26 protein-coding genes are annotated in these 26,525 nt (G+C 71.5%); 6 read left to right on the forward strand and 20 right to left on the reverse strand.

Annotated features, from left to right (window positions below; all coding sequences use genetic code 11):
* From ACIBH3_RS26360 to proS, 14 genes are all read right to left on the reverse strand, one after another.
* Positions 1 to 561 (reverse strand): YraN family protein, encoded by a 561-nt coding sequence (locus ACIBH3_RS26360; protein WP_396314559.1) that lies wholly within the window; start codon positions 559 to 561, stop codon positions 1 to 3.
* Between the two features lie 284 nt (positions 562 to 845).
* Positions 846 to 1,172, reverse strand: a complete 327-nt coding sequence (locus tag ACIBH3_RS26365) for a DUF2469 domain-containing protein (RefSeq protein ID WP_148642766.1) — start codon at positions 1,170 to 1,172, stop codon at positions 846 to 848.
* Between the two features lie 55 nt (positions 1,173 to 1,227).
* Positions 1,228 to 1,707, reverse strand: a complete 480-nt coding sequence (locus ACIBH3_RS26370; RefSeq protein ID WP_396314560.1) for an NUDIX hydrolase — start codon at positions 1,705 to 1,707, stop codon at positions 1,228 to 1,230.
* Positions 1,708 to 1,762: 55 nt separating this feature from the next.
* Positions 1,763 to 2,518, reverse strand: a complete 756-nt coding sequence (lepB, locus tag ACIBH3_RS26375) for a signal peptidase I (protein WP_396314561.1) — start codon at positions 2,516 to 2,518, stop codon at positions 1,763 to 1,765.
* A gap of 242 nt (positions 2,519 to 2,760) precedes the next feature.
* Positions 2,761 to 3,738 carry a signal peptidase I gene (gene lepB, locus ACIBH3_RS26380; protein WP_396314562.1) on the reverse strand — a complete coding sequence of 326 codons (978 nt, stop codon included), beginning with the start codon at positions 3,736 to 3,738 and terminating at the stop codon, positions 2,761 to 2,763.
* A gap of 246 nt (positions 3,739 to 3,984) precedes the next feature.
* Positions 3,985 to 4,752, reverse strand: coding sequence for a signal peptidase I (gene lepB / locus ACIBH3_RS26385; RefSeq protein WP_396314563.1), 768 nt, complete (start codon positions 4,750 to 4,752; stop codon positions 3,985 to 3,987).
* Between the two features lie 178 nt (positions 4,753 to 4,930).
* A complete protein-coding gene (gene lepB / locus ACIBH3_RS26390) occupies positions 4,931 to 5,734 on the reverse strand; it encodes a signal peptidase I (RefSeq protein ID WP_396314564.1) in 804 nt (267 codons plus the stop codon).
* 198 nt (positions 5,735 to 5,932) lie between these two features.
* Positions 5,933 to 6,283, reverse strand: a complete 351-nt coding sequence (gene rplS / locus ACIBH3_RS26395) for a 50S ribosomal protein L19 (protein WP_396314565.1) — start codon at positions 6,281 to 6,283, stop codon at positions 5,933 to 5,935.
* Between the two features lie 177 nt (positions 6,284 to 6,460).
* Positions 6,461 to 7,279, reverse strand: a complete 819-nt coding sequence (trmD, locus tag ACIBH3_RS26400; protein WP_396314621.1) for a tRNA (guanosine(37)-N1)-methyltransferase TrmD — start codon at positions 7,277 to 7,279, stop codon at positions 6,461 to 6,463.
* 158 nt (positions 7,280 to 7,437) lie between these two features.
* Positions 7,438 to 8,061 carry a ribosome maturation factor RimM gene (rimM, locus tag ACIBH3_RS26405; protein ID WP_396314566.1) on the reverse strand — a complete coding sequence of 208 codons (624 nt, stop codon included), beginning with the start codon at positions 8,059 to 8,061 and terminating at the stop codon, positions 7,438 to 7,440.
* A 99-nt stretch (positions 8,062 to 8,160) separates the two neighbouring features.
* A complete protein-coding gene (locus ACIBH3_RS26410; protein ID WP_030306741.1) occupies positions 8,161 to 8,400 on the reverse strand; it encodes an RNA-binding protein in 240 nt (79 codons plus the stop codon).
* Between the two features lie 2 nt (positions 8,401 to 8,402).
* Positions 8,403 to 8,834 carry a 30S ribosomal protein S16 gene (gene rpsP / locus ACIBH3_RS26415; RefSeq protein WP_396314567.1) on the reverse strand — a complete coding sequence of 144 codons (432 nt, stop codon included), beginning with the start codon at positions 8,832 to 8,834 and terminating at the stop codon, positions 8,403 to 8,405.
* Positions 8,835 to 9,271: 437 nt separating this feature from the next.
* Positions 9,272 to 9,850 carry a hypothetical protein gene (locus ACIBH3_RS26420; protein WP_396314568.1) on the reverse strand — a complete coding sequence of 193 codons (579 nt, stop codon included), beginning with the start codon at positions 9,848 to 9,850 and terminating at the stop codon, positions 9,272 to 9,274.
* Positions 9,851 to 10,331: 481 nt separating this feature from the next.
* The gene (gene proS / locus ACIBH3_RS26425) at positions 10,332 to 11,744 is read right to left on the reverse strand and encodes a proline--tRNA ligase (RefSeq protein ID WP_396314569.1); all 1,413 of its coding nucleotides are present in this window, start codon (positions 11,742 to 11,744) and stop codon (positions 10,332 to 10,334) included.
* Between the two features lie 277 nt (positions 11,745 to 12,021).
* Here proS and ACIBH3_RS26430 point away from each other — a divergent pair, with 277 nt between their 5' ends.
* Positions 12,022 to 12,852 (forward strand): class I SAM-dependent methyltransferase, encoded by an 831-nt coding sequence (locus ACIBH3_RS26430; RefSeq protein WP_396314570.1) that lies wholly within the window; start codon positions 12,022 to 12,024, stop codon positions 12,850 to 12,852.
* 361 nt (positions 12,853 to 13,213) lie between these two features.
* On the opposite strand, the gene ACIBH3_RS26435 is transcribed toward ACIBH3_RS26430, so the two are convergent.
* On the reverse strand, positions 13,214 to 13,756 hold the full coding sequence (locus ACIBH3_RS26435) for a GNAT family N-acetyltransferase (RefSeq protein WP_396314571.1): 543 nt from the start codon (positions 13,754 to 13,756) through the stop codon (positions 13,214 to 13,216).
* Positions 13,757 to 14,041: 285 nt separating this feature from the next.
* Positions 14,042 to 15,607, reverse strand: a complete 1,566-nt coding sequence (gene ffh, locus ACIBH3_RS26440) for a signal recognition particle protein (RefSeq protein WP_396314572.1) — start codon at positions 15,605 to 15,607, stop codon at positions 14,042 to 14,044.
* A 184-nt stretch (positions 15,608 to 15,791) separates the two neighbouring features.
* Between ffh and ACIBH3_RS26445 the strand changes: the two genes are divergently transcribed.
* Genes ACIBH3_RS26445 through ACIBH3_RS26460 form a run of 4 tightly spaced genes read left to right on the forward strand, consistent with a single transcriptional unit; the run spans position 15,792 to position 18,894 of the window.
* A complete protein-coding gene (locus ACIBH3_RS26445; protein WP_396314573.1) occupies positions 15,792 to 16,298 on the forward strand; it encodes a hypothetical protein in 507 nt (168 codons plus the stop codon).
* Positions 16,288 to 16,917, forward strand: coding sequence for a hypothetical protein (locus ACIBH3_RS26450; RefSeq protein WP_396314574.1), 630 nt, complete (start codon positions 16,288 to 16,290; stop codon positions 16,915 to 16,917). The genes ACIBH3_RS26445 and ACIBH3_RS26450 overlap by 11 nt, the downstream gene beginning before the upstream one ends.
* Position 16,918: 1 nt before the next feature.
* The gene (locus ACIBH3_RS26455; protein WP_396314575.1) at positions 16,919 to 18,661 is read left to right on the forward strand and encodes a putative T7SS-secreted protein; all 1,743 of its coding nucleotides are present in this window, start codon (positions 16,919 to 16,921) and stop codon (positions 18,659 to 18,661) included.
* The gene (locus ACIBH3_RS26460; RefSeq protein WP_396314576.1) at positions 18,661 to 18,894 is read left to right on the forward strand and encodes a hypothetical protein; all 234 of its coding nucleotides are present in this window, start codon (positions 18,661 to 18,663) and stop codon (positions 18,892 to 18,894) included. Before ACIBH3_RS26455 ends, ACIBH3_RS26460 begins: the two co-directional genes overlap by 1 nt.
* Before the next feature lie 73 nt (positions 18,895 to 18,967).
* Here ACIBH3_RS26460 and ACIBH3_RS26465 read toward each other — a convergent pair whose 3' ends face one another.
* From ACIBH3_RS26465 to ACIBH3_RS26480, 4 genes are all read right to left on the reverse strand, one after another.
* The gene (locus ACIBH3_RS26465) at positions 18,968 to 21,391 is read right to left on the reverse strand and encodes a [protein-PII] uridylyltransferase (protein WP_396314577.1); all 2,424 of its coding nucleotides are present in this window, start codon (positions 21,389 to 21,391) and stop codon (positions 18,968 to 18,970) included.
* A 119-nt stretch (positions 21,392 to 21,510) separates the two neighbouring features.
* Positions 21,511 to 21,849, reverse strand: coding sequence for a P-II family nitrogen regulator (locus ACIBH3_RS26470; protein WP_396314578.1), 339 nt, complete (start codon positions 21,847 to 21,849; stop codon positions 21,511 to 21,513).
* Complete coding sequence (locus tag ACIBH3_RS26475; RefSeq protein WP_396314579.1) at positions 21,849 to 23,234, reverse strand: ammonium transporter; 1,386 nt, start codon at positions 23,232 to 23,234, stop codon at positions 21,849 to 21,851. The genes ACIBH3_RS26470 and ACIBH3_RS26475 overlap by 1 nt, the downstream gene beginning before the upstream one ends.
* Before the next feature lie 352 nt (positions 23,235 to 23,586).
* The gene (locus tag ACIBH3_RS26480) at positions 23,587 to 25,041 is read right to left on the reverse strand and encodes a hypothetical protein (protein WP_396314580.1); all 1,455 of its coding nucleotides are present in this window, start codon (positions 25,039 to 25,041) and stop codon (positions 23,587 to 23,589) included.
* Positions 25,042 to 25,644: 603 nt separating this feature from the next.
* Between ACIBH3_RS26480 and ACIBH3_RS26485 the strand changes: the two genes are divergently transcribed.
* Positions 25,645 to 26,379, forward strand: a complete 735-nt coding sequence (locus ACIBH3_RS26485; protein WP_396314581.1) for a bifunctional DNA primase/polymerase — start codon at positions 25,645 to 25,647, stop codon at positions 26,377 to 26,379.
* The last annotated feature ends 146 nt before the right edge of the window (positions 26,380 to 26,525 follow it).

A 26,525-nucleotide genomic window follows, 5' to 3' on the forward strand; every position in this document is an offset into this window, starting at 1 on the left:
TCAGACCACCCCTCGGACATGCTCGACCACGGCGGCGCCCCTGACCTTGTTGATCACGGCGATGAGGTCGATCCGCACACCGCCCGGAGGCGTCGGGGCGGGCCACGGCATGAGGGCGGCGGGCAGCGCCGACGATCCGCCCACGCCGGTGGCCAGCTCGGCGAAGTGGGTGGGCCAGCGTTCGCCGAGCCAACGCTCGGCGAGGCGGCACAGTCGGTCGGCCTTTGCCTGGTCAATGGCCTCGGTGGGCTGTTGGAAGCTCCGCTCGGAGCGGGTCTTGACCTCGCAGACGGCGAGGGTGTCGCCGTCCAGGGCGACAATGTCGAGCTCCCCCTCCGCACAGCGCCAGTTCCGCTCCAGGATACGCAGTCCGTCGGCGGCGAGCCTGCGGGCGGCGACCTCCTCCCCGTAGCGGCCCAGGCCGTTGTTGGAGCCGCGTCCGGCCTGCGGCTCGCCAGCCGCTGCCTGGCTCGGCTCCTTCGCCTGCCCCCGACCCCGCCCCCGTGCATCCGAGTGGCCGCTCGCCCGGCTGCTGATCGCGCCGCTCGGCGGTGCGTGCACCGAGCTCTTCGTGTGGCCCGCGCCCGGGCCGGCCGCTGTCTCTTCGACCTTCGCGGTCCGCGGCGCCTGCTTGGCCCGTGTTGCCCGATCGGCCTTTGCTGTCTGCTTCTGCTTCGAGTCGCGCACGGCGATCACCTCCGAGACGGGAGGCTGCCGCGAGCACCGCAACAGGGCCAGGGGGTATCGATTTCCTGTGGATAACCACGGCCTGTGGATAACTTCTGTCACTCGCGCAGGTGATGATTCCCTTTATCGCTGGACATCGGCGCGCGAGCCGTCCACGGTCAGTTCCCGAAGCCCGAATCGTCGGAGGGCAGCTCCAGATCGCTCTTCGCCAGCTCCTCGATATTGACGTCCTTGAACGTCAGCACCCGGACCTTGCGGACGAACCGAGCCGGACGGTACATGTCCCAGACCCAGGCGTCCGCCATCGACACCTCGAAGAACACCTCGCCCTGGACCGAGTGCACCTGCAGCTCGTAGTCGTTCGTGAGGTAGAAGCGCCGCTCGGTCTCGATCACGTATTTAAACAGGCCTACTACGTCCCGATACTCCCGGTAGAGCTTGAGCTCCATCTCGGTCTCGTACTTTTCGAGATCTTCGGCACTCATCCCGGCGTCCCCTCAACTTGTCGCGTCCACCCATTGTGGACCACCACACCAGCGCTCAGAGCCGTACTGGAGTGACAGGCGGCCCATCCGCCAGCAGCCGCTCCACGAAGTCCGCCAGCCCGCTCGGATAGACCGTCTCCCCGCCTGCCCGCAACTCCTCGATCGTCCACCAGCGCGCCGCCAGCAGCAGGGCGTGCTCCTCCGCGCCCGCGCCGGTGAAGTCCACCGTGGTCTCCCTGGTCCTGGCCAGGTGGAACCACTGCTCCTGTTCGAATCGCTCCCCGCGGAAGGAGAACGACACCGTGCCGTACGCCACCAGCGGACCCAGCTCGACGTTCCGAAGCCCGGTCTCCTCGGCGAGCTCGCGCAGCGCCGCCGCCCGGACATCCTCGCCCGGCTCCAGGCCCCCGCCGGGGGTCAGCCACCACGTGACGCCGGGCTCCGCAGGGTCGAAGCCACGCAGGAGCAGCAGGCGGTCCTGCTCGTCGAGCAGCAGCACCCGGGCCGCCCTGCGGCGTCGTCCGGATCCCGCCATCGCCCACCTCCCCGTTCCCCTGCCGGGCCCCTCGGAGCCGAGGCGCCCGCTGCGGTCAGCGCGAGCGTCGCCGCCCGACCTTGCGTACCAGAGCGGCCACTCCACCGGCCGCCGAAGCCAGCAGGATCAGCGCCGCCCCGCCGACCGTGGCGTACGCGGCGGGCCTCAGCGGGCCCTCCGGACTCGTCTTCCCCGTACCGAGGGCATCGAAGGACACGGTACGCCCGAGCAGACCTACCCGGCCGAACGGCAGGACAGTCGCCTCCACCCGGCCGATCACCTCGTCGGCGGGGACGCTGCCGCCCGCCGCGTCCAGGTGGGTGCGGGAGTCGAGCGAGCCCAGCCGATTGTCTCCCAGGAGGAAGAGCCGCCCGGCCGGCACCTCGGTGCTGAAGTCGTCCCCCTGCACCCCGTGACCCGACAGGTACGGCTCGTCGATCACCGTACCGTTGACCGTCAGCCGGTTCTGGCCGTCACAGCAGGCGACCTTGTCCCCGCCCACCGCGACCACTCGCTTGACCATCAGCTCGCCGCCCCAGAGCGGATCGCGGAAGATCACCACATCCCCCCGGCCGACCGCCCCACCGTCGACCTTCCTGGCCAGCACGGTGTCCCCGATCTGCACCGTCGGAGCCATCGAGGCGGTCGGGATGCTGTACGGGCGGTAGTCGACGGCGATGAGCGCGAACCCGCCCAGCATGAGGACGAAGCCCAGGGCGATCGCCACCCCCTGCACGACGCCGGCCAGCCGGCGCCGAGGCATGGCGGCGGCGACCGGCCGGTCGACCGACTTCTCCGCGACACTGCTCATCGACACCGTCCACCTTCGACCGATCCGGAAACCTGCGAGCCGGCCTGCCCAGGGCCGCGAAGCCCGACGGGCCGTGGCACGTCCGAGCAGATTACTCGTCGGTACCACGGCCCGCGCAAGAGCTGAACCCGAATCCGGGACCATCGCCGCTGCCGCGCACCCGGCCGCGCGCCCATCGCTCCACCGGAAGGAGGCGAAGGTTGTCTCAGCACGCCACCGGAGTCAGCCGCGCGCCGGCGAGGTCAGGACTCCTTCTTCCCCAGCCGCCGTGCCAACGGCAGCAGGCCCACGGCACCGACCGCGCCGGCAACCGGCGGGAGGTACGGCATCGCGGCCGCCAGCCCCTTCTGATCGAAGGTGCTCGGTACCGGAAGCGTGGCCCAGCGGTCCAGCGGCCAGGCGACGACGAACGCCCTGCCCACCACATCGTCCACCGGTACGGTGCCGCCACCCGGCTGGTCCATGTGGAAGCGCGAGTCCAGCGAGTCGGCGCGGTGGTCGCCCATCACCCAGAGCCGGCCGTCGGGCACCTTGACGGGGCCGAACGGCTTGGTGCCGCACGGGGTGTTGCCCGGGAAGATGTAGGGCTCGTTCAGGGCGATCCCGTTCACCTTGACCGGGCCGTCGTCCGCGCACTCCACGGTGTCCCCGCCGACCGCGATGACCCGCTTGATCAGATCCTTCTCGTTCGCCGACGGCATCAGGCCGATGAAGCTCAGCACGTCCTGGACGCCCCGGACGAAGGAATTGCTGCTCTGCGCGGCCGGCTCGTCATTCAGCCAGCCACCGGGGTCGTGGAAGACCACGACTTCGCCGCGCTCCGGCTCCGCGCCGAACCAAGGCGTCAGCTTGTCCACCAGCACGCGGTCGCCGACCTGAAGCGTGTTCTGCATCGACTCGGACGGAATGGAGAACGCCTGGACGAAGAATGTCTTGATCACCAGCGCGAGGATCAGTGCGATCCCGACCAGGATCGGCAGCTCCTTCCAGAACGACCGCTGCTTGCGATCCTTGCCGGACCGCTCCGCCGAGTCGTCCTCGCCCGCGCCGCCTCCAAGTACGTCCCGATCGCCGGCGTCCGACTCCTCTGCCGACTGCCCCGCGGAATCCTCCGTGGAATCAGAAGGCTCTGCGGACTCGTCGGACCGGACCGTACGGCTGCTGCCGGAGCCCTCAGGCTCTCCTGCGCCCGAGCGGGCGCCGATCACCAGATCCCCCACGACATCTCCTCCCTGCTGTGCGGACGCCCGCGCGCCCGCGCTCACCAGTGCCGCACAGCGGGCACCACGCTCCTGACCGACCGTGAACCCGCCTCAGGGCGGCCCATCATGAGCACGCCTGACACCAGCACAGCCTCCGGGCAACCGGTACCGAGTACCGGGCACTCCAGCACTTCTCTATCACTCCTGGCCATCCTGCCCGCGATCCCACACGCCAGACCTGGCGGCCGGGCGCATGGGCGGGCCCTAGTCCGCGCGCGCCCGCACCCGACGGACGATGAGCGGGAAGACGCCCAACACACCCATAACGAGCGGGGGTTCCGACGGAACCGGCCGACCGGCCACCGAATGGGAGTGAACCCCGGATCCCGCCGCCGACGCATTCCGGACCGAGGAGAGTGAAGCCGGCTCGTCAAGTTGATCGAAGCGCGACAGCGGCCACGCGATCACGAACGCCCTGCCCACGACATTGCTCAGCGGGATGGTGCCCTGGCCCGGGTTCGCCATGTGGAACCGCGAGTCGGCGGAGACGTCCCGGTGGTCACCCATCACCCAGAGCCGCCCCGCCGGAACCTTCACCTTGAACGGCTGGTTCGACGGTGCGTTGGCCGGCGCGACATAAGGCTCGTCCACCGGTGAGCCATTGATGCTGACCCGCCCCTGCTCGTCGCAGCACTCCACGGTGTCACCGGCGACACCGATCACTCGCTTGATCAGATCCTGCTCGTTCTCCGAGGGCAGCAACCCGACATAGGCGAAGGCGTGCTTGACCCCGCCCAGCAGCGGCCCGTCCGTCGAGGGCCGATGGTCGGACTCCAACCACCCGCCCGGATCGCTGAAGACCACCACGTCACCACGCGAGGGCTCACTGCCGAACCACGGCGTGAGCTTGTCCACCAGGACCCGGTCCCCGATCTGGATGGTCTGCTCCATCGAGCCGGAGGGAATCACGAACACCTGCACCAGGAAGGTCTTCATGAACAACGCGATCAGCAACGCCACCACGGCGATCACGGGGACCTCGCGTATGAAGGAGCGCTTGCGGCGGCGCGCCGCGCGCTGGGCCGCCCGACGCCGTTCTGCCCGTCCGCGTGTCACCGTGGGAGTCTTGCGCCTGCGCCCGGTGCCTTGCTCGGCACTGGAGGCGGCCGAAGCCCCGTGCCGGGCCGACGGGCGACCGGCCGGTCTCCCCCTACCTCTCGTCCCCATGCCCACCCGTCCCCCCTGGCGCGGCAAAGCCAGCCGGCCGGTCCAGGCTGCTCCAGTGTCCGAACGGGTACACCACCCAGTCCGCCCGCCCGATCACCCTGCCTGCGGGGACAAAGCCGCCGCCCGGCTCTCCCAGGTGGTCGCGCGAGTCGCGGGAGGCACTGCGGTGGTCACCCATCACCCAGAGCTTGCCGGTGGGCACCACCACGTCGAAGCCCACGCTGGAGGGCTGATCACCCGGAGCCAGGTAGTCGGACTCGTCGAGGGGCACACCGTTCACGGTGATCCGGGCGCCAGGGCCGGTACAGGTCACCCTGTCCCCGCCGACGCCGATCACACGCTTCACGTAGACGGTGTCGCTGTCCGGCGCGAGGCCGAGATCCTCCGCGAAGCCGCGGACCGACGCCCCGAATCCCTTGGCTGCGGCCGAGCTCGGCAGGAAGGAGCCCGTCCCGTCGAACACCACCACATCCCCACGCTGAACGTGGCCGCCGAAGGCGTACGCCAGCTTGTTGGCGATCAGCCTGTCCCCGGGATGGAGAGTGTTCTCCATCGACTCCGAGGGCACCGCGAACGGTCGCGCGACGAAGGCGTTCACCAGCAGCAGCGCCAGGACGCAGACGCCGGCCAGAAGCAGCAGGTCGCGCGGGCGCCAGCCCCCGCCGGACTCCCCGGCCCCGGACCTGGCCCCGGACCTGGCCTCATCCTCAGCGTTGGCCTTGCCGTCGGTCGGCGGCTCGGCCGCGGCCTGGGCTCCGTCAACCTCGTCCTCGGCGGCGGAGACCACTCGGACGGCGCGGACACCGCGGACGGCTGGAGCAGAAACGACCGCGGACCGCGACGGAACGCCCGCACCCGTGGGTGCAGGACGGCCTTCGCGGTCCGCGATTGGTTCGTGCGTGCTCATCGGAGGCTGAGCTTACCTTGCGGCAGCCAGCACCCGGCGAGCGAACTGGACCCCCGGCGATGGCTGAGGGCCAGCGGATCAGCGGTCGCGCTTCTCCTTGATCTTCGCGGCCTTGCCGCGGAGGTCACGCAGGTAGTACAGCTTGGCGCGGCGAACCGCACCGCGGGTGACGACCTCGATCTTCTCGACGACCGGGGTGTGCACCGGGAAGGTGCGCTCCACGCCGACGTTGAAGCTGACCTTGCGGACGGTGAAGGTCTCACCGATGCCGGCGCCGTGGCGACGGATGACAACGCCCTGGAAGACCTGGACACGGGAGCGGTTGCCCTCGATGACCCGGACGTGAACCTTGAGGGTGTCACCGGCGCGGAACGCGGGGATGTCGTTGCGCAGCGAGGCCGCGTCGACAGCAGCGAGCTTGTTGCTCATGTTGCTCTCCATCGCAGGCGCCACGGGCCGCCCACGGAAGTTCGTAACAATGGGGTGTGCTGCGGGCCGCATCGGCTGGCGGTGATCCCCCCGTGGCGGGGGCACCGGTCCACATGGCTCCCCCGGAGTGGACGAGTGAACGCCTACCCGAGAAGCCCAGCGACAGACAACAGCCGCCTATTCTTCCACACCATCGGCCACGGACCGAAATCGGCCGAGCCGCTCGTCCCAGGCGAGGCCGAGAATGCTCAGCGCCTCGCGGTCCTTCTTGTCGAAGGCGCCGTACTGCCAGCGCTGCACGAGATCGGAGCGGTTGGCCACCGTCCGGGCGAAGGCCTGCTCGCGCCGCCAGCGGGCGATCTTGCCGTGATTGCCGCTGAGCAGCACCTCGGGGACGGTCCGCCCACGCCATTCGGCGGGCTTGGTGTAGACAGGGCCCTCCAGCAGGTCGGCCATCGCGCCGGGTGCGAAGGAGTCGTCACGATGGGACTCGGCGTTGCCGAGCACACCCGGAAGCAGCCGGGCGATCGCCTCGACCATCACCAGCACGGCGACCTCACCGCCGGCGAGCACATAGTCACCGATCGAGGCCTCGACCACCCGCATCCGGGTGCCGGCCTCCTCGATCACCCGCCGGTCGATGCCCTCGTAACGGGCGGGCGCGAACGCAAGCCAGGGCTGGGCCGCGAGCTCCTGCGCCAGCTCCTGGGTGAACGGCCGCCCGCTCGGAGTGGGCACCACCAGGGTCGGCACCTCGCCCCCCGGACCTTGCGCGATCACCGAATCCAGCGCGGCCCCCCACGGCTCGGGCTTCATCACCATGCCCGGGCCGCCACCGTACGGGGTGTCGTCCACGGTGCGGTGGATGTCGGTCGTCCAGCTACGGAGGTCGTGCACGTGCACGTCGAGCTGGCCGCGGGCACGGGCCTTGCCGACCAGGGAGACGTTCAGCGGCTCGAGATACTCGGGGAAGATCGTGACGACGTCGATCCGCATCCCGTGCTGCGCTGCATGCTCGACGCTCCGGCCGGCGAGCAGCGCGTCCGTCGACTCGGCCACGGCCACGTCCGGCGAAAGGTCCGACGACACATCCGGCGACGCGTTCGACTGCGCCTCGGCCGGTACGCCCGCGGCCCCACCCGGCTGCGGCGAGGTCACTTGCTCTCCTTGGCGTCGGCGTCGACGTCGACGCCCGACTCGGAGTCCGAGTCCGAGTCCGAGTCCGAGTCCGAGTCCGAGTCCGTGGCCGTTCCGACGACGTCGGCCTCCGCCGGGTCGATGAGGCCGGGCGGAGGGTCGATGACGGCCCGCTGGTTCTCCAGGTCGATGGTCGGCACGATCCTGGTCACGAACGGCACCAGGACCTCGGTCCCGTCCGGCTTCTTGACCGTGAGGAGGTCCTGGTAGGGCAGGTGGACGACCTCGGTCAGCTCGCCCACGGGGGTGCCGTCCAGCAGTACCACGTCCAGGCCGATCAGCTGGTGGTCGTAGAACTCCTCCGGGTCGTCCGGACGCTCCTCCGGGTCGACCTCGGCGATCAGGATGGTGCCGCGCAGTGCCTCGGCGGCGTTGCGGTCCTTGATCCCCGCGAAGCGCAGCAGCAGCCGGCCGCTGTGCACCTTGCCGGAGTCGACGGTCAGCGGGCCGGCCGACGCGGGGTCGGTGAGCAGCACCGCGCCCGGGCCGAGCCGCAGCTCCGGCTCGTCGGTGCGGACCTCGACGCTGACGTCACCCTTGATGCCGTGGGCGCGGCCGATCTTGCCGACGACGAGCTGCACGGTGATCGCTCTCCTGAATTCGGTACCGGAAACGAAGAAGGCCGGCCGGGACGACAAGCGTCCCGGCCGGCCTCAAAGCAGACTGCTGAACCAACAGCGTCAGCGAATGCTGTCCACGTCGACCAGGTCGACCCGGACGTTGCGACCGCCGAGGGCGCCGACCACGGTGCGCAGAGCGCGCGCGGTCCGGCCGCCACGGCCGATCACCTTGCCGAGGTCATCGGGGTGCACGCGCACCTCGATGGTGTTGCCCCGGCGCAGGTTGCGCGAGCGCACCTGCACCTCATCGGGGTGCTCGACGATGCCCTTCACCAGGTGATCGAGGGCGTCCTCGATCACGATCAGGCCTCGGTGGAAGCGGCGTCGGCCTCAGCCTCAGCCTTGTCCGACTTCTTGGCCTTCGGGGTGATGGCAACACCGGTGGTGCTGTCCTCGAAGCCGGCGACGGCCTTCGCGAACAGGTGCGAGAAGTCCTCGACCTTGGGCTCGGCGACGAGCAGCGGGGCCGGGGCGGGCAGGCCCTTGTACTTCTGCCAGTCACCGGTCAGCTTGAGGATGGCGAGCACCGGCTCGGTCGGCTGGGCGCCGACGGACAGCCAGTACTGGGCGCGGTCGCTGTCGACCTCGATCTTCGAGGGGTTGTAGGTCGGCTGGTAGATGCCGATCTCCTCGATCGCGCGACCGTCACGCTTGGTGCGGGCGTCGGCGACGACGATGCGGTAGTGCGGGGAGCGAATCTTGCCGAGACGCTTGAGCTTGATCTTGACTGCCACGGGAGTGGATTCTCCTGGAGTTGACGTGGGTGAGCAGCCGCGCCGCCGCGTGGGGTTGCGGAGGTCGGCCGTTCAAGGGACACGCCAGCCGTAGGAGAGAGGGGTCCTGCTCGGCTGCCGAGTACTCAGCTGTCAATTGTGCCATACCGGCACTGCTGAGCCCGACCAGAGGCCCCGAGCGGCGTACCGGCCGGGGCGGGACACCAGCCTTGACGACCGCCCTGAGACCTGCCGCGCGGTCCACCCTGAGGCCCGCCTCGGGTCCGCATGACGAGCTGCACGAGGACCGGCGTGGCGCCCGCGGGGCGCCCCATCGAGGCGCGCACCGAGGCGACGCAGCCGGGTGACGCACTCGACGTACCCGGCCCGACCCACCGGGCGAGCCTGCGGCGTCGGCCTGACCGAGAGCCCCCGCTCCCGGTCAGCCCGGCCGCCGGCTAGGCAATCCGGAACGGCTGCTGGCAGGCGCCACAGACGATCGAGGCCTGGGCAAGCACCGACGGTACGACCCGGACGTTGCGCCCGCAGCCGCAGACGGCCTTCACCCGGACGCCGCCCCCGGAGGAGCCGTGCCGGGCGGCCGGTCCGCGGAAGGCGCGCGTCGCGCCGTCGCCGGCCACCGCCTCCTCATGGGCGCCGAGCGCACGGTCCAGCCGCTCGATCGTCCCGGCGTACCGTTCGCGGGTCTCCTTGAGCATGGTCACCTGGGAGAAGCCGCTGCTCGCGTGCGGCTCCACCGGATGCGCCAGGCCGAGCTCGGAGGCGAGCAGCAGGAAGCGCCGATTGTGGTAGCGCCCGGCTCGCGAGGTGTCCCGGATGTCCCGGGCGGCGGCCAGGCCGTGGGCGGCCTCATGGAGCAGCCGCTCGAAACCGAGCCGCGTTCCACAGGCCGAGGAGGACTCGCCGATCAGCGCCTCAGGCGAGGCAAGATCGGGGAGGTCCTGATGGTGGGCCTGGATGTCACTCCAGGCGGCGGCCAGTTCGGCCGCGAGGACGAGGGGCTGTGTCGTGCTCACGCTAGACCAACGATGGAGAGAGAGCCGATGTTCCGCACGTTCCCGATCGCCGGGAATTCCCAGCAAACTCTCAGGAATACCTGTCGGCGCGCGAATTGCGCGTTTCGGATCTGACGCAAGACCAACCCCCTGCAACTCTGGGCCCGCCGGAGCTCGCCGGGCTCTTGGCTTCCGCCCAGGGGTGCGCTGCACCCCAAAGCGTACGGCCCGCCGACCCTGCCGAGTTGACAGGGCCACGGGCCGTACACCGTACCGCTATTCCGTTAATACTGGCAGTTGACCGGCCAGTAGCCTTCGCATCGACTTAGACAACTGCCGAAAATCGGTCCGGATCAGCCGGGGAATTCGCGCGCTACGCGTCGGTAACGCGCCGCTGAGTGGACATCCGTACGCGTCGGTGCGCGTCAGTACGCATCCATGCATCCACGCGTCCGGCCCGGGTCGGGTCCGTACCCGCCCGGGCCGACCGGCGCCGAGATTCTCAGTAGGCGCGGGCCACGATCGCGATGTTGCCCTCCTGGTCGTCCGTCAGCGGGACGGACCCGTCGGCGGCAACGATGCAGCGCACCGAGACACCCTGCTCGGCCAGCTTGGCCTCGCCCTCCGGACCGAGCTCGGCCCAGGAGATCCGGCCCCAGCCCGTGGCGGCGGCCTCCACGGCCTCCTCGATGGTCTTCACGTCCACCGTGCGCGCCTCGCGGCGCTCGCGGGACTGGCGCAGCAGCAGCGCCTGGTCCTCCTCCAGGATGCCGGGCACCAGCGCGGTCAGGGTGTCGATCGCGACCGACTCCTTGCCGCCCGGGATGCGGCGGGCCAGCATGGCCGTGCCGTTCTCCAGATCGCGCGGGCCGACCTCGATGCGCAGCGGTACGCCCTTGAGCTCCCAGTCGACCGCGCGGCGGCCGAACGGGGTGTCGGTGCGGTCGTCCACGACCACCCGGACGCCTGCGGCCTCCAGCTGGGCGCCGATCTCGCGGACCTTGGCAAGCACCGCGTCGTCACCCTTGATGGCGAGGACGACGGCCTGGACGGCGGCCAGACGCGGGGGAACCCGCAGGCCGTTGTCGTCACCGTGGGACATGATCAGGCCGCCGACCATACGGGTCGAGACACCCCAGGACGTCTGCCAGACGTGCTCGCGCTCGGCGCCCTGGAGCTGGTAGGTGGTGTTGAACGCCTTGGCGAAGTTCTGGCCCAGCTCGTGGCTGGTGCCCATCTGCAGCGCCTTGCCGTCGCCCATCATGCCCTCGAGGGTGAGGGTGTTGATGGCGCCGGCGAAGCGCTCCTTGGCGGTCTTGCGGCCGAGCACCACGTCGATGCCCAGCACGTTGATCATGAAGTCCGCGTAGACCTCGGTGTGGATGCGCGAGGCGTACGCCCGGGCGTCCTCGTAGGTGGCGTGGGCCGTGTGGCCCTCCTGCCAGAGGAACTCGGTGGTGCGCAGGAAGACGCGCGGACGCAGCTCCCAGCGGACCACGTTGGCCCACTGGTTGATCAGCAGGGGCAGGTCACGGTGACTCTGCACCCACTTGGAGAAGTACTCGTTGATGATCGTCTCGGAGGTCGGCCGAACGACGACCGGCTCCTCGAGCTCCTTGCCGCCGCCGTGGGTGACCACGGCGAGCTCGGGGGCGAAGCCCTCGACGTGCTCCGCCTCCTTGGTCAGGTACGACTGCGGGATGAACATCGGGAAGTAGGCGTTCTGCGCGCCTGCCTTCTTGATGCGGGCGTCCATCTCCTGCTGCATCCGCTCCCAAAGGCCGTAGCCATACGGTCGGATGACCATGGTGCCGCGCACCGGACCGTTGTCGGCCAGCTCGGCCTTGTTGATGAGGTCCTGGTACCAGCGCGGGAAGTCGTCCGCCTGGGGGGTGAGAACGGGTGCCTTTGCCATGGGGCGAATGGTACGGGGAGTAGGGCCCCGACTTCGAATCCGTATCCCCGTCCGTATCCCGGCCCGCGTTCCGGCGCCCGTGCTGGTCCGCGTCCCGGTCCGAATCTCGGACCGCACCCCGGCCGGGCCGTCGCACGGCGAGGGGCGCACCACCACGGCGCGCGGATACCACCCCGCACCCCTCTGGACGCCGCGCCCGAGCCGCTGTTCGCTGGAGTGGGGCGGGACTTTGGGGGGAGCCACGGACGACACACCAAGGGACCGGATGGAGGCCGCGATGGCTTCAGCGCAGATGACCGGCACGACCGAGCAGCGCACGCGGGCGCAGGGCGGCACAGGGGCGCCCAAGCGCGGGCGCAGCCGGGCGCGCGACTGGGCGGAGATCCAGGAGCGGATGCTCGTACCGCTCTACGAGGCGGTCTACGACCGCCTGGAGGTCGGCCCGGCCACCAGCGTGCTCGGGCTCGGCTGCCGGTCGGGGCTGGCGCTGCTGCTGGCCTCGGCCAGGGGCGCGCAGGTCGCCGGGCTGGAGTCGGAGGCCGAGCTGCGGGAGCTGGCGCACGGGCGCCGGCTGCGGGTCGCAGGGGCCGGCCGGCCCGGGCCGGCGGGCGGTGATGTCCCCCGCACGGCCCACTCCCTCGTCACGGTTTTCGAGCAGTTGCCCGGCGCGGCCGAACCGCAGCGGGTGGTCACGGAGGCGGCCCGGCTGACGCTGACCGGCGGGCACGTCGTACTGGCCGCCTGGGGCCCGCCGGAGCGCTGCGAGAGTGCGGCCGTGCTGGACGTGGCGCGCCGCCGGGCGGGTCGCACCACGGCGCGCGACCCCTTCGCGCTCAGCGCGCCGGGCGGGCTGGAGGATCTGCTCGGGGGCGCCGGGCTACGGCCGGCCGGCAGCGGCCGGGTCTCCTGCCCGTTCGCCTACGCGGATCTCGACAGCGCGGTCCGCGGGCTGCTCTCGACCGGGCTGTACGAGGGCGCGGTGGAGTACTCGGGGCAGACGCTGGTGACCAAGGAGCTGGAGGAGGCGTTACACCCGTACCTGCGGCCGGACGGCTCGGTGCGGATGGCGAACGTGTTCCGGTACGTGGTCGCCGAACAGCCCCGCTGACCTCGCGGCCGGGCCGCTGACGCAGGGCGGCCGCGCGTGAGCGCCGGAGGGGGCGCCTGCCGGATGGCGGGCGCCCCTCGTGCGCGGCCGTACCCAGCTCGGAGACCCGGGATCACGGGATGCCCGGGTCGGCGGGCAACCAGCGGCGTTCGCGCGACGTCGCACGGCTTCGCGCGGCCGGCCGCGTGACCCGACCTCGGGCTCAGCCAATCCGCCCCTTCACCGGCCCGTCCTCACCAACCGGCCCCTTCACCGGCCTGGCGCCGAGCCTGCGCCGGCTCCCATCGGGCTGGACCAGCACATGCGGTACGTGCGGCACGAAGGGCGCGCACCGAGCATGACCATGTCGGCCCCGACCCGGCTAAACCTCCGCGCCCGGCCACTCCTCGGCCGTGAGCGCGAAGCGCTCGTGGTCCCGCCAGGCGCCGCCCAGGTAGAGCATCCGGGGGGAGAAGCCCTCGTGCCGGAATCCCAGCCGCCGGGCCATCGCGATCGAGCGCTCGTTGTCCGGCTGGACGTTGATCTCCAGCCGGTGCAGGCCGAGCCCGTCCCGGGTCTGGTCCGCGAAGCAGCGGTCCACCACCAGACGCATGCCCTCGGCCATCCGACCGGTACCGGCGAACGGCAGGTAGGAGTCGTAGCCGAGCGCGCCGTTGCAGAAGCGGCCCATCACGATGTTAGCGACGTTGCACTTGCCGACCAGCCCACCGGTCTCCCGATCCATGATCAGAAAGGTGCGCAGCCCCGGGCCCTGGCGTTCCAACAGATCGGGCAGGCCGTCCGGCTCGACGGGGTTCCACCGGCCGATATGCTCGGCGGAGCGGCGTACGGCCTCGGCGTACTGCGCCACATCTGCGGCCCGAGGGGGCCGGATCGTCACTCTCACCCCACCATCATCGGCCATGGCAACGGCCCGCCGCCCGGGATGTACGGGGCGGCGGGCCGCTGTCTGCCTGAGCTGCGTGGAGCAGGAAGTCGGCCGGGCCGACTTCCTGCTCCCGATGCGCTCCCGATGCGCTCCCGACGCGCTCCCCCGGTGGTCCCCAGAAGGCGGTCCCCAGCAAGCCGGGCCGCACCTGACGGGCACCCGAAGGGCGTCAGCCGGGCTCCGGAGGGCCGAGGGGCCAGGGCCGCCGAAGGACTGTCCTGTCGAGGAATCACCGAGGACTGCGGAGGAACTGCCGAAGGACTAGAGCAGGTCCTTGAACTCCTTCGGCAGCTCGAAATCGGCCGGACCCTTGCCCGCGCCGAGCCCGAAGGCCCCGCCCTCGGCCGGCGCCTGACCGGCGCCCGGGCCGAGCGCCCGGCGCTCGGCGGCGGCCGCCTCCTCCTGCGCCCGCTTCAGCGGGTTGCCCGACTTCTTGCGTCCCTTGGCAGCGGGGGCCTTCTTCGCCGACTTCTTGCCGCCGCCACCCATGCCGGGGATGCCCGGCATACCGGGCATGCCCTTGCCGGAGGCCATCGCCGACATCATCTTGCGCGCGTCGAAGAAGCGCTCGACCAGGTTGTTGACCTCGCCGACGCCCACGCCCGAACCCTTGGCGATACGCAGCCGCCGCGAGCCGTTGATGATCTTGGGGTCGGTCCGCTCGGCCGGGGTCATCGACTTGATGATGGCGCCGACGCGGTCGACGTCCTTGTCGTCGATGTTGTTGATCTGCTCGCGGATCTGCCCCATGCCGGGCAGCATCCCCAGCAGCTTGGAGATCGAGCCCATCTTGCGGACCTGCTCCAGCTGGGCCAGGAAGTCGTCGAGCGTGAAGTCCTTGCCGCCGCCCTGGAGCTTGGAGGCGATCTTCTCGGCCTCGGCCTGCGAGAAGGTCTGCTCGGCCTTCTCGATCAGGCTGAGCATGTCGCCCATGCCGAGGATGCGCGAGGCCATCCGGTCCGGGTGGAAGGCGTCGAAGTCGTCGGCCTTCTCGCCGTTGGAGGCGAACATGATCTGCCGGCCGGTGACGTGCGCGACCGAGAGGGCCGCGCCACCGCGGGCGTCGCCGTCCAGCTTGGACAGCACCACACCGGTGAAGTCGACGCCCTCGAGGAAGGCCTGCGCGGTGGTGACCGCATCCTGGCCGATCATCGCGTCGACGACGAAGAGGACCTCGTCCGGGTTGACCGCGGCCCGGATGTCGGCGGCCTGCTGCATCAGCTCGGCGTCGATGCCGAGGCGGCCGGCGGTGTCGACGATCACGACGTCGTACTGCTTCTGCTTGGCGAACTCGATCGAGTCGCGGGCGACCTTGACCGGGTCGCCGACGCCGTTGCCCGGCTCGGGTGCGTAGACCGCGACGCCCGCGCGCTCGGCGACGACGCTCAGCTGGTTGACGGCGTTGGGGCGCTGGAGGTCACAGGCCACCAGCAGCGGGGTGTGCTTCTGCTTCTTCAGCCAGTGGCCGAGCTTGCCCGCGAGGGTGGTCTTACCGGCACCCTGCAGACCGGCGAGCATGATCACCGTCGGTCCGGTCTTGGCGTACCGGACCCGGCGGGTCTCGCCGCCGAGGATGCTGATGAGCTCCTCGTTGACGATCTTGATGATCTGCTGGGCGGGGTTCAGCGCGCCGGAGACCTCGGCGCCGAGCGCCCGGTCCTTGACCTGCTTGATGAAAGCCCGCACGACCGGCAGCGCGACATCCGCTTCGAGCAGCGCGATCCGGATCTCGCGGGCGGTGGCGTCGATGTCCGCCTCACTGAGGCGGCCCTTGCCCCGGAGGTTCTTGAACGTCGCTGCGAGGCGATCGGAAAGAGTGTCGAACACGTCGGTCGCGGGTCCCTTGCGGCATCGGTACGGGTACGGTCGTCGCCCCCAGGGTATCCGGCCGCCCCGGGTACGGTCTCCACCCCAGGATCCGAACGATCTCTTTACCCGATCGCGGGTGTCCACGAGGGCCCGCGCCCACTAGCCTCCCGTGCGTCATGCCTGCGATCGGAGGGGGCGCGTCATGGGCGTCGTGGACCTGGCCGCACGGGCGGCCGAGCTGGGAACGGATCACTACGATCCGGTCGGATTGATCGCGGAGTTCCGGGACAGCCCGGTGCTCGTCCCGACCACCTCGGACGGCCGCTGGTGGACCGCCGACCTGGGCGGGATCCGCTGGCTGTACGCCTTCACCGGCCCGGACACACTCGCCAGGTTCGCCGCCGAGCGGCTCCGGGACGCCGGCGCGCCGAGCCCTACGGGCACCGCTCCGGCGGCCGCCGCTCCACCCGCCACCGCCCCGGCGACGGACTGCATCGCCGATACCGCCGACGCCGCCAACGCCGGGTGGCCCTATGTCACCGTCCACGGCGCACGGCTGCTGGACATCGCCGTCCCGGCCGTCGGCGTACCGGCCGGCGTGGTGCTGGACGTGGCCGGTCCCTCCCCCGCGTTCCTGCCGCCGGTCACGGGCATCGTGCCGGACTCGGTCGCGGTGGACCGTGCCAGGGGCGGCTCCGATGGCCGATAGCTACGCGGTCGATCCCAAGGCGCTGGAGCTGGCCGCGGCCGGCATCAACGAGGCCATCGCCGAACTCAAGACCCTCGGTATCGACGAGAGTGCCGAGGTCGGGCGGGGGTTCTCGAACATCGACCTGTCCGGCATGCAGCTCGGCCACGCCGGCCTGCACGGGTCCTTCTCCGCCTTCTCCGAACGCTGGGCCTGGGGCGTACGCACCCTGGTGCAGGACGGCAACGAGATCGCCGTGCGCCTGGGCCTGTCAGCCGGCCTCTACCACGATCAGGAGCAGTACGTGGAGGGGACGCTCAAGGACGTGGTGAACGCCGCGATGGGCAATCCGGATCTGACCCAGGAGGAGGTCGAGAAGCAGTCCTGGGGCCAGACCTTCGCCGACAACCCGTACACCCAGGTCAGGGACGCCGACTTCTCGCCCGAGTCCGCCGCGAAGGCCGCCGAGCACATGGAGCAGACCTGGCGGGACGAGGGCCGGGACCTGATGGACGGCCCGATGGGACTGCGCCGCAAGGCCGCCGAGGCGGCCAGGCTGGGCGATCGGTATGACCAGCTCCAGACGGACGTGTTCGGTACCAGGATCCTGCCGCCGCAGCGCACCGAGAGCGGGGAGTGAGATGGGGCTCGGTGACTTCATCAACGGTGTGGGCGACGGGCTGGAGGACGCCTGGGATTCGACCAAGAAAACCGTCGGCTCGGCCGTCGACGGCGCCGCGCACCTCGTCGGCGACGGGCTGGACGCGGTGGGCCTGCACGACGCCGCGCACGCGGTGGACACCTTCGGCGACAGCGTCGCCGACAGTCTCGGCGCGCAGGTCGGGGAGTACGGGCTCGGGGAGTCCGACGACCCCGGGGATCTGGTGCACGGCGACGTGCAGGCCATCGGCGAGTCGGCCGGTCACCTCCAGCGGTTCCATGTCGCGTTCGAGGCGACGGGGCAGGGCCTGACCAGGCTCGACGCCGATCACTGGCGGGGCGAGGCGGGCGATGCCTTCCGGGCCAGGTTCGCGCCGCACCCCAAGCTCTGGCTGACCGCCGCGGACGCCTGTCACACCGCCGCCAGGGCCCTGGTGGAGTACGGCCACACGGTCGGTTGGGCGCAGCAGCAGGCCAAGCAGGCCATTGACCTCTACAAGCGCGCCAAGAAGGCGTCCGAGGACGCCCGCGAGGCGTACAACAAGCAGGTCGACTCCTACAACGCCTCCGTCCGGGACTACAACCGGCGGGCCGCCGCCGGGCAGCCGCCCGCCCAGCAGCCCACCGCGCCGGGCGCGTTCACGGATCCGGGCGAGGCCGTCCTCGGGCAGGCCCAGGAGGTCCTCAGGAGCGCCCGGGCGCAGCGCGACGTCGCGGCCGAGCAGGCCAAGGCCGCCCTGGACACCGCGACCGCGACGGCTCCGTCCGAACCGAGCTTCCTGTCCCGCATGGGCCATGACGTCAGCGACACCTTCCAGGGTCTGGAGGTGGGTGAGCTCCACCTGGCCGGTGGCCTGGTCAAGGGCGCCGCCGACATCGTGAAGTTCGTGCGCGGGCTGAACCCGACCGACCCGTACAACCTCACCCACCCCGCGCAGTACGCCGACCATGTGTCGTCGACCGCCGCCGGCCTGCTGCACGCCACCAACCACCCGATGGAGCTGCTCTCGGCCGTGGTCGGCTCGGGGTGGGGTTCCGATCCGTTCGAGGCGTTCGGCAAGCTCACCACCAATGTGGCGTTCGGCGTCGCGACGGGCGGCGCCGGCGAGGCCGGTGCGATCGCCGAGGACGTCGGGGCCAACGTCGGCCGGGAGGTGGCGGAGAACGCCGGGCGGGACGCGGCCGAGACCGCGGGCCGGGAGGCGGCCGAGGACCTGCGGCCCAAGCCCTTCGGCGACGAGTGGCTGACGGGCGCCCGCCGCCGGCCCCGCGATCTGCTGGACGACCCGGCCCAGACCAGGTGGGCCGAGGACGCGTACGCCGACTTCCTCAAGAACGACCGTGACATCGAGGCGATCAGCAGCCAGAACGGAGACGTGCTCCGGCCGGACGGCAGCCACGGCTACACCCCGGAGGAGATCGCCTCGATCAAGAAGCACGTGTTCGACACCGAGCATCCGATCGAGGACTACGAGACCGGTCAGGTGGTCCAGCGGAAGTTCGACGCCGACCCCGAGATCGCGGACGCCTGGATCCGGCTGCGCAGCGGACGGGCGATGCCCGAGGACCACATCCTGGTGGAGCACGAGCTGGCGGAGCTGACCTACCTGCGCGAGCACCCCGGGGCCACCTACCAGGAGGCGCACCGGGTGGCCAACCAGACGTACAACTGGCAGGAGAATGTCCCGCTGGACAAGCGCGAAGACTTCGAAGGTGAGTGGTGATGGCAGCGATCGTCTACTTCAACAGGATCGCCGAGGGTGCCGACAGCGTGCAGTACGTCTTCGGGGACGACCCGCAGACCATGACCAGGACGCTCACCGTCGACAAGGGGAGCCGGCGGTCCGCGTCGGGTGACGGCAAGGCCGACTACGAGTTCCTGAAGGCCTCTCGGAAGATCAACGCCAAGTTCGCCGAGTCCGGGTCCTGGCCCGAGCGGGGTATGAGCGTCAGCTGACCGGGCGCGGCGCGGGCCCGGCGGCCACGGCGGGCCCGCGCCGCGGTGGGCCGGGCGCGCACCCGCGCCCGGCTCAGGTGAGCGCAGCCTGCACCGCCGCCGCGACCTGCGCCGCCCGCTCGGGCGCCAGCGGCAGACCGGCCGCGTCCGTCACGTAGAAGGCGTCCACCGCGTCCGCGCCCAGCGTGCTGACGTGCGCCGTCCGCACCCGTACGCCGGCCGCGTCCAGCGCCCGCCCGATCCGGTGCAGCAGGCCCGGCGCGTCGTGCGCGCGGACCTCCAGGACGGTGGCGGTGGCCGAGGCGCCGCCCGGGGCGACCGAGACCACCGGCGGCGGGGTGCTGATGCCCCGTCGGCGTGGGGCGGCGGCGTCCCGCTCGGCGAGCTTGCGGGCGACGTCCAGCGAGCCGTCCAGGGCCCGGCGCAGATCGGCCCGCAGCCGGGCGGCCTCCGGCAGCTCGCCGTACTCGGCGGCGACCGTCCAGGAGAGCAGCAGCACGGCGCCGGCGCCGATCGGATCCAGCTCACGCAGGCCGGCCTTGCGCACGGTGAGCCGGTGCAGGGCCAGCACCCCGGCCACCGTGCCGAGCAGGCCGGGCCGGTCCGGGACGGCGAGGGTGAGCTCGACGCCCATCGGCTCGGTGGTGAAGGAGTCCTGATCTGCCTGGGCCCGCAGGGAGAGCGCCGGGCCCTGGGTGCGGGCCGCCTCCACGGCCAGGCGCTCCTCCTCCGCGGTCGGCTCCGCGTCGGCCGGCCCCGGGTAACCGCCGGCCAGCTGGGCCGCCGCCCGGGCGACCAGGCCGTCCACCAGCGAAGCCCGCCAGCTGCTCCAGGCGGCCGGGCCGGTGGCGGTGGCGTCGGCCTCGGTGAGCGCGTGCAGCAGTTCCAGCTGCGGCAGGGTGGCGACCACCTTGGTGATCAGGTCGACGGTCGCCGGGTCGTCCGGATCGCGGCGGGTGGCGGTGTCCACCAGCGTCAGGTGGTGGCGCACCAGCACCGCGAGGGTCTCGGTGTCCTCCCGGTCGAAGCCCATCCGGACGGCCACGTCGCGCACGATCACCTCGCCGGCCTCGCTGTGGTCGCCGGGCCAGCCCTTGCCGATGTCGTGCAGCAGCGCCGCGACCAGCAACAGGTCGGGCCTGGCCACCCGGCGGGTCATCGCGGCGGCCTTCACCGCCGTCTCCACCAGGTGCCGGTCCACCGTCCAGCGGTGCACGGCGTTGCGCTGCGGGCGGCAGCGCACCCGCTCCCAGTCCGGCAGCAGCCGGGTGATCAGCCCCTCCGCCTCCAGCGCCTCCCAGACCGGGATACAGGCCTCGCCCGCGCCCAGCAGGGTGATCATCTGCGCCCGGGCCTCGTCCGGCCAGGGCACCGGCAGCGGGCGGCATTCGGCGGCCAGGCGGCGCACCGTCGCGTACGAGATGGTCAGCCCGGCCTGGGCGGCGGCCGCCGCGGCGCGCAGCGGCAGGACCGGGTCGCTTGCCGGACGGGCGCCCTGGGCGAGCACCGCCTCGCCGTCCTGTTCGACCACACCCTCGGCGAGCGGCCGGCGTTCTATGGCGCCGCGCGCCACCGCGCCCGCTCCCCGGCCGGTGCCGGTGAAGGGGAACGAGAGCCGGGAGGAGCGCCGGCCCCGGGTGGAGCGGGTGGCCAGCAGCCGGTCCACGGCCCGCCAGGTGACGTCACCGGCGTAGGTGATGGTCCGGGCGGCCTCGTAGACCTGACGCAGCAGGGTGTCGGCGTCCAGCACCCCGAGCCGGTCGGCGACCTGGTCCTGGTCCTGGAGACTGAGCCGCTCGGTGGCCCGGCCGGTGACCAGGTGCAGCGCATCGCGGACGTCGCTGAGCCGGCGGGCGGCGGCGTCCAGACCGTCGCGCGGGGCGTCGGCGAGCCAGCTGGCGGCGATGGCGCCGAGCGCGACGACGTCCCGCAGGCCGCCCCTGGCCTCCTTGAGGTCGGGCTCCAGCAGGAAGGAGAGCTCGCCGTGCCGCTCGGCGCGGTCGGCGCACAGCTCCCTGAGCTCGGGCAGCCGCTCGGGGGCGCCGGAGCGCCAGTCGGCCAGCACGGCGGAGCGCAGCGAGGCGGTGAGGGCGCCGTCGCCGGCGATGTGTCGCGCGTCCAGCAGGCCCAGCTGGGCCTTGAGATCGGCGGCCGCCACGGTACGGGCCTCGGCGAGGGTGCGGACGGAGTGGTCGAGGGCGGCGCCGCTGTCCCAGACGGGGTACCAGATCCGCTCGGCCAGCGCACTGTCGGCGGCGCCCTCGTGCAGCAGCAGTACGTCGAGGTCGCTGCGGGGTGAGAGCTCGCCGCGCCCGTAGCCGCCGACGGCGACCAGGGCGACGCCCGGCGGGGCGCCGGCCGCGGTGAGCAGGCCGGCCAGCCAGTCGTCGGTGAGCCGGGCGAGCGCCGCGCGGCGCTCGGCGCCGCCCACCCCGGGCTCGGCGAGCAGCCGGGCGCGGGCGGCGCTGTAGTCGGTGGGGTTGGCTTCGGTGGTCACGTCGGGATCCCCATCCGTCGTACGGGCAGCGTGGCTGCTGCGCCCACTGGCGCTGATATGCCGTCAGCGGACCTGTGACCGGTCAGGTCACAGGTCCGCCGGCGGCGTCGAGGTGAATGCTAGAGGGCGTCGGGGCCGCGCTCGCCGGTACGCACCCGGACGGCCGTGTCGACCGGGATGCTCCAGACCTTGCCGTCGCCGATCTTGCCGGTCCTGGCGGCCTTCACCAGGACGTCGATCAGCTGCTCGGCGTCGTCGTCCTCGACCAGGACCTCGATCCGGACCTTGGGTACCAGGTCGACGGTGTACTCCGCGCCCCGGTAGACCTCGGTGTGGCCGCGCTGGCGGCCGTAGCCGCTGGCCTCGGTGACGGTCAGGCCGTGGACACCGAAGGCCTGCAGGGCGGACTTCACGTCGTCCAGGCGGTGCGGCTTGATGACGGCGGTGATGAGCTTCATCAGGCGTCGACCCCAGTCTTCTCGGTGGCGGTGCTGGTGGCCTTGTCGGCGGCCGGCGCGGCGGGCTGCGCGGCTGCGGAGGCCGCGGCCACCGCCGCCAGGGCGGGGAGGGGGGCGCTGCGGCCCAGGCTGGCGCCCACGGCGCTGAAGTCGTACGCGGACTCGGCGTGCTCGGCCTGGTCGATGCCGGCCACCTCGACGTCCTCGGCGACCCGGAAGCCGATGGTGCGGTGGATCGCCTGGCCGAGCAGCCAGGACAGGACGAAGGAGTAGACCGCGACCACGGCCACGCCCATCGCCTGCTTGCCGAGCTGCTCGAAGCCGCCGCCGTAGAACAGGCCCTTGACACTCTGGCCGACGGTGCCGGTGGCGAACAGGCCCACCAGCAGCGAGCCGAGCGCGCCGCCGACGGCGTGTACGCCGACCACGTCGAGCGAGTCGTCGAAGCCGAAACGGTACTTGAGGCTGATCGCGGCGGCGCAGGCGGCGCCGGCGATCAGGCCGATCGCGACCGCGCCGAGCGGGCTGACCGAGCCGCAGGCCGGGGTGATGGCGACCAGGCCCGCGACCGCGCCGGAGGCGGCGCCCAGGGTGGTGATCGCGCCGTGCTTGAGCTTCTCGTAGACCAGCCAGCCGATCATCGCGGCCGCGGTGGCCACCTGGGTGTTGACCAGGGCCATCGCCGCGACGCCGTTGGCGGCCAGCGCGGAGCCGGCGTTGAAGCCGAACCAGCCGAACCAGAGCAGGCCGGAGCCGAGCATGACCAGCGGGAGGCTGTGCGGGCGCATCGGGTCCTTCTTGAAGCCGACCCGCTTTCCGAGGACGAGGCACAGGGCCAGGCCCGCCACACCGGCGTTGATGTGCACCGCGGTGCCACCGGCGAAGTCGATCACGCCGTTGCGGTCGCCGAGCCAGCCGCCCTTGCCGCCGTCGAAGAAGAACACCCAGTGCGCGACCGGGAAGTAGACGATCGTCACCCAGAGCGCGATGAACAGGCCCCAGGCGGTGAACTTGGCGCGGTCCGCGATCGCGCCGCTGATCAGGGCGGGGGTGATGATCGCGAACATCAGCTGGAAGGCCGAGAACGCGGTGACCGGGATCGCGCCGGTCAGGTCGTTCAGGCCGATGCCCTGCATCCCCAGGAAGTCGAGGTTGCCGATCAGGCCGGCACCCGCGTCGGGCCCGAAGCTGAGCGAGTAGCCGTAGAGCACCCAGAGCACACTGACGATGGCGAGCGAGATGAAGCTCATGGCCAGCATGTTGAGCACGCTCTTGACCCTGACCATGCCCCCGTAGAAGAAGGCCAGGCCCGGAGTCATCAACATGACCAGGGCCGCACTGATGAGCACAAAGGCGGTATCGCCTGCGCTGAAGCCGTCCGGCATCGGCGTCTCCTCGTGAAATGAAGCCGCTCCACCCGCGGGATACCTGTCCCGTGCCACCCGGGGTGTCGGCGATGTAGAGGAGGTTGCCGAAGTCTGGTTTCGGCCGATGCGGCTCGGTGTTTCGCCGCCGTGACGTCGTTGACGCCGGGGTTACACCGACGTGAACTACGGCCGCGCCGCGCCGGCGGATGAGCTACCGTTCGGCCGCACAGTACGGCAGGTGCCCGAACGGTCACCGACCGTGGGGGCGGCGGCCCCCACGGTCGGAGAATGAGTGGCGATCGTGGCCGGAACCGGCCGGTCGGACCACCGGCCCGCCCCGGACCCGGCTCGGCCCGCGCTCGGCCCGGCCTCAGACCACCGAGGCGTACTCCGGAATGTCCTGCACCACGCGGTCGGCCAGCCGGCTCACCGCGTCCACACCCCGGTACTGCCGGTTGGCCGCCTCCGAGGTCTTGCGCACCCGGGTGTTCAGCCGCTCCGAGCGGACCTTGGTCGCGATGTCCACCGCCTGCTCCGCCATCACGGCGGCCTGCTCCGGCTCGTTCTGCAGCAGGTGGACGCTGGCCATGCCGATCAGGTTGAAGGCGTACGAGCGGACGTGGTCGTCGTCCTGGCGGAAGAGGTCCACGGCGCGCTCCATCACCGGCGCCGCCATCGAGGCGTACAGGTCGCCGCGGCTGGAGTGGTAGGCCAGGTCACGGTAGGAGTGCGCGTTCTCCGCGTTGAGCTCGGCGGCGGAGAAGAACTTCAGCCAGTCCGGGTCGTTGTCGCCGTCCCGGATGTCGGTGAAGGTGTCCTCGGCCAGCCGGACGGCCCGGGCGCAGCGGTTGACCTCGCCGATCGTCGAGTAGGCGCGGGCCTCCATCGCGTACAGCAGGGCCTGCTGCTTGGGGGTCGCGGTGTCCCGGCTGCCGTACTGGGCGAGGTGGATCAGCTCCAGGGCGTCGTCGCCGCGGTTGAGGTGGATCATCTGGCGGCTCATGTCTGTGAGGATCAGCGCACCGAACGGGCGATCGCCGGCCTCCTTGGCGGCGTGCAGCGCGAGCACGTAGTACTTCTGCGCGCTGGGGTGCATGCCGACGTCGTAGGACATCCAGCCGGCCAGGTGGGCCAGTTCGGCCGTGAGGCGGAAGAGCCGCTTGGTGGTCGCCTCCGGGTAGGTCTCCTGGAGCAGGTCGGTGACCTCGTGCAGCTGGCCGACGACGGCCTTGCGGCGCAGGCCACCACCGTTCTGGGCGTCCCACTGGCGGAACATCACCGTGGTCTGCTCCAGCAGCTGGAGCTCGGGCTCGGAGAGCCGGCCGGTGAAGGGCTCGCCGCCGTTGGCGGCGGTCAGGATCGGGGTCGGCACGCCGGCGGGGCCCGGCGTCAGCCAACGCTGCATCGGCTCGATCAGTGCTGCTCCGGCCGTGAGGGCGAGTGAGGTGCCGAGGAAACCACGGCGGTTGAGCATCAGGTCGCTGCGCGAGTACTCGCTGATCAGCTGGACGGTCTGGGGGGCGCTCCAGGGCAGGTCGACGCCGCCGCCCACGGTGGAGACCGGGATGGCCGCGCGCAGTCCGAGATCCTCGATGGAGACGACCGAGCCGAAGCGCTCCGAGAACAGCTCGGACATGATCTTCGGAATCGGCTCGCGCGGCTGCTCACCGTCCAACCAGCGCCGTACCCGCGAGGTGTCGGTGGAGACGTGATGGGCGCCGATCTGGCGGGCCCGGCGGTTGACCTGCCGGGCCAACTCACCCTTGGACCAGCCGCTGCGGCCGAACCACGAGGTCAACTTCTCGTTGGGTTGCTTGTCTGCCATGGGGAACGTCCCATCCCGCCCGGCCCGTCTCGGGCCCCGCTCGATGCCCGACGGTCGCGGGCGCTTTCCAGACGTGCCGTACTGAGTTGTGCTCTGCTGGTGCTGTCGCACTGATGTGCCATTACTTCGCGGCCGGGCAGCGGACAGCTCCAACTCCCTTACGGCCAGGGCCTGAAGCGGACATTCCGCCGTTTCCCGTGTGCTGAACGTAACGTGACTACCGCCATCCGGGGGAGCATCGCCGGGGAAACGCCACCTTTCGCCACCCCCATGAGTGAACTCATCGCCGTCCGCACACGCTTCACTGGGAGCCGGGCCGGTCCGGCATATGCGGGCCGCCAAGTCACCACCGGAACCCCGGCAAACACGGCAACCAACAGCAGCCACAGGCGAGTTTGCCCTCCGGGAGCGACCGGGAGCGGCCTCGCGCACCGACCATCCGCCATCAGCACCACCCCTCGCAAGCCGGGGCGCGTGTCGCGCCGGACAAACAGGCGCGCGCCGGCCGTTGCGCGCCGTCACCGCGCAACGCACACCGCATCGGACAATCGACACAACGTCACGGCCCGTAACCACCGGCAACGAGAACCTGTTGGGGGAGGCATGGACAACCTGTTCGGCGATCTTCGACTGGGACACCTGCGGCTGGCGCCGCGAGGCGCACGCCGGCGCACCCGCGCCACCGCGGTCCAGGCAGCCGCGGAGTACACCGGCCGCTGGGGCTGGGCGGTCGACGTCGGCGCCCCCGCCGACGGCCGGACCGCTGCCGCACCGCGCCGCTGCCACTGCGGCGCACCGCGCTGCGCGGCCCCCGGCCTGCATCCGGCCGCCCGCGCCACGCTGACCGCCGACGGCGTCACCGGCACCGCCACCGTTACCGTCCCGTCGCAGGACTTCGACGAGCTGAACGCCGCCGAGGCCAGCGTCCTCTTCCCGGTCGGCCGGGCCTTCGACGTCCTGGACGTCCCCGAGCAGGCCGGCCTCCAGGCACTGGTGCGGCTGGAGCGGATGGGCACCCACGTCGGGCCCGTGCTCGCCCCGCCCACCGGCCGGCTCCAGTTCCTCGTCGCCGTCGGCACCGCCCGCCGGCTGCCCGACCTGCTCTACCAGATGGGCTGGGACGACGCCGCCCTCGACCTGACGTGCCACGGCGAGGGCAGCTACGTCGCCGCCCCGCCGACCGTCCTCACCGGGCTGGGACCGGTCCGCTGGCTGCGCCGCCCGACCCGCGACAACGCGGGCTGCCCACCGGAGGCCCGGCTGCTGCTGGGCACCCTCGCCTACGCCTGCCACCGCAGCCGCGAGCGCAGCCCCGAGCCGGCCTGGCTCGCCTCCTGACCCTCCACCTCGGCGGAGACCCGCGCGCACGACCCCGCGAGCACTGCGGCGCGCGCCGCGCCCGCCCGGTCATGCACCAGGGCCGCTCCCCCGGTCTACGGGAAAGCGGCCCTGGTCCTGCGGTCGTGCTGTAGGCGGCTGAGCTG

Origin of the sequence: Kitasatospora sp. NPDC050543 (genome assembly GCF_044457565.1) — a bacterium.
In the GTDB taxonomy this organism is placed as follows: domain Bacteria; phylum Actinomycetota; class Actinomycetes; order Streptomycetales; family Streptomycetaceae; genus Kitasatospora.

Coding starts and splice junctions, on each gene's coding strand:
- ACIBH3_RS26365 (WP_148642766.1), bottom strand. CDS start 1,172: ATGAGTGCCGAAGATCTCGAAAAGTACGAGACCGAGATGGAGCTCAAG.
- ACIBH3_RS26370 (WP_396314560.1), bottom strand. CDS start 1,707: ATGGCGGGATCCGGACGACGCCGCAGGGCGGCCCGGGTGCTGCTGCTC.
- lepB (WP_396314561.1), bottom strand. CDS start 2,518: ATGAGCAGTGTCGCGGAGAAGTCGGTCGACCGGCCGGTCGCCGCCGCC.
- rplS (WP_396314565.1), bottom strand. CDS start 6,283: ATGAGCAACAAGCTCGCTGCTGTCGACGCGGCCTCGCTGCGCAACGAC.
- trmD (WP_396314621.1), bottom strand. CDS start 7,279: ATGCGGATCGACGTCGTCACGATCTTCCCCGAGTATCTCGAGCCGCTG.
- proS (WP_396314569.1), bottom strand. CDS start 11,744: ATGGCAAAGGCACCCGTTCTCACCCCCCAGGCGGACGACTTCCCGCGC.
- ACIBH3_RS26430 (WP_396314570.1), top strand. CDS start 12,022: ATGGCTTCAGCGCAGATGACCGGCACGACCGAGCAGCGCACGCGGGCG.
- ACIBH3_RS26435 (WP_396314571.1), bottom strand. CDS start 13,756: ATGGCCGATGATGGTGGGGTGAGAGTGACGATCCGGCCCCCTCGGGCC.
- ACIBH3_RS26445 (WP_396314573.1), top strand. CDS start 15,792: ATGGGCGTCGTGGACCTGGCCGCACGGGCGGCCGAGCTGGGAACGGAT.
- ACIBH3_RS26450 (WP_396314574.1), top strand. CDS start 16,288: ATGGCCGATAGCTACGCGGTCGATCCCAAGGCGCTGGAGCTGGCCGCG.
- ACIBH3_RS26455 (WP_396314575.1), top strand. CDS start 16,919: ATGGGGCTCGGTGACTTCATCAACGGTGTGGGCGACGGGCTGGAGGAC.
- ACIBH3_RS26460 (WP_396314576.1), top strand. CDS start 18,661: ATGGCAGCGATCGTCTACTTCAACAGGATCGCCGAGGGTGCCGACAGC.
- ACIBH3_RS26470 (WP_396314578.1), bottom strand. CDS start 21,849: ATGAAGCTCATCACCGCCGTCATCAAGCCGCACCGCCTGGACGACGTG.
- ACIBH3_RS26475 (WP_396314579.1), bottom strand. CDS start 23,234: ATGCCGGACGGCTTCAGCGCAGGCGATACCGCCTTTGTGCTCATCAGT.
- ACIBH3_RS26480 (WP_396314580.1), bottom strand. CDS start 25,041: ATGGCAGACAAGCAACCCAACGAGAAGTTGACCTCGTGGTTCGGCCGC.
- ACIBH3_RS26485 (WP_396314581.1), top strand. CDS start 25,645: ATGGACAACCTGTTCGGCGATCTTCGACTGGGACACCTGCGGCTGGCG.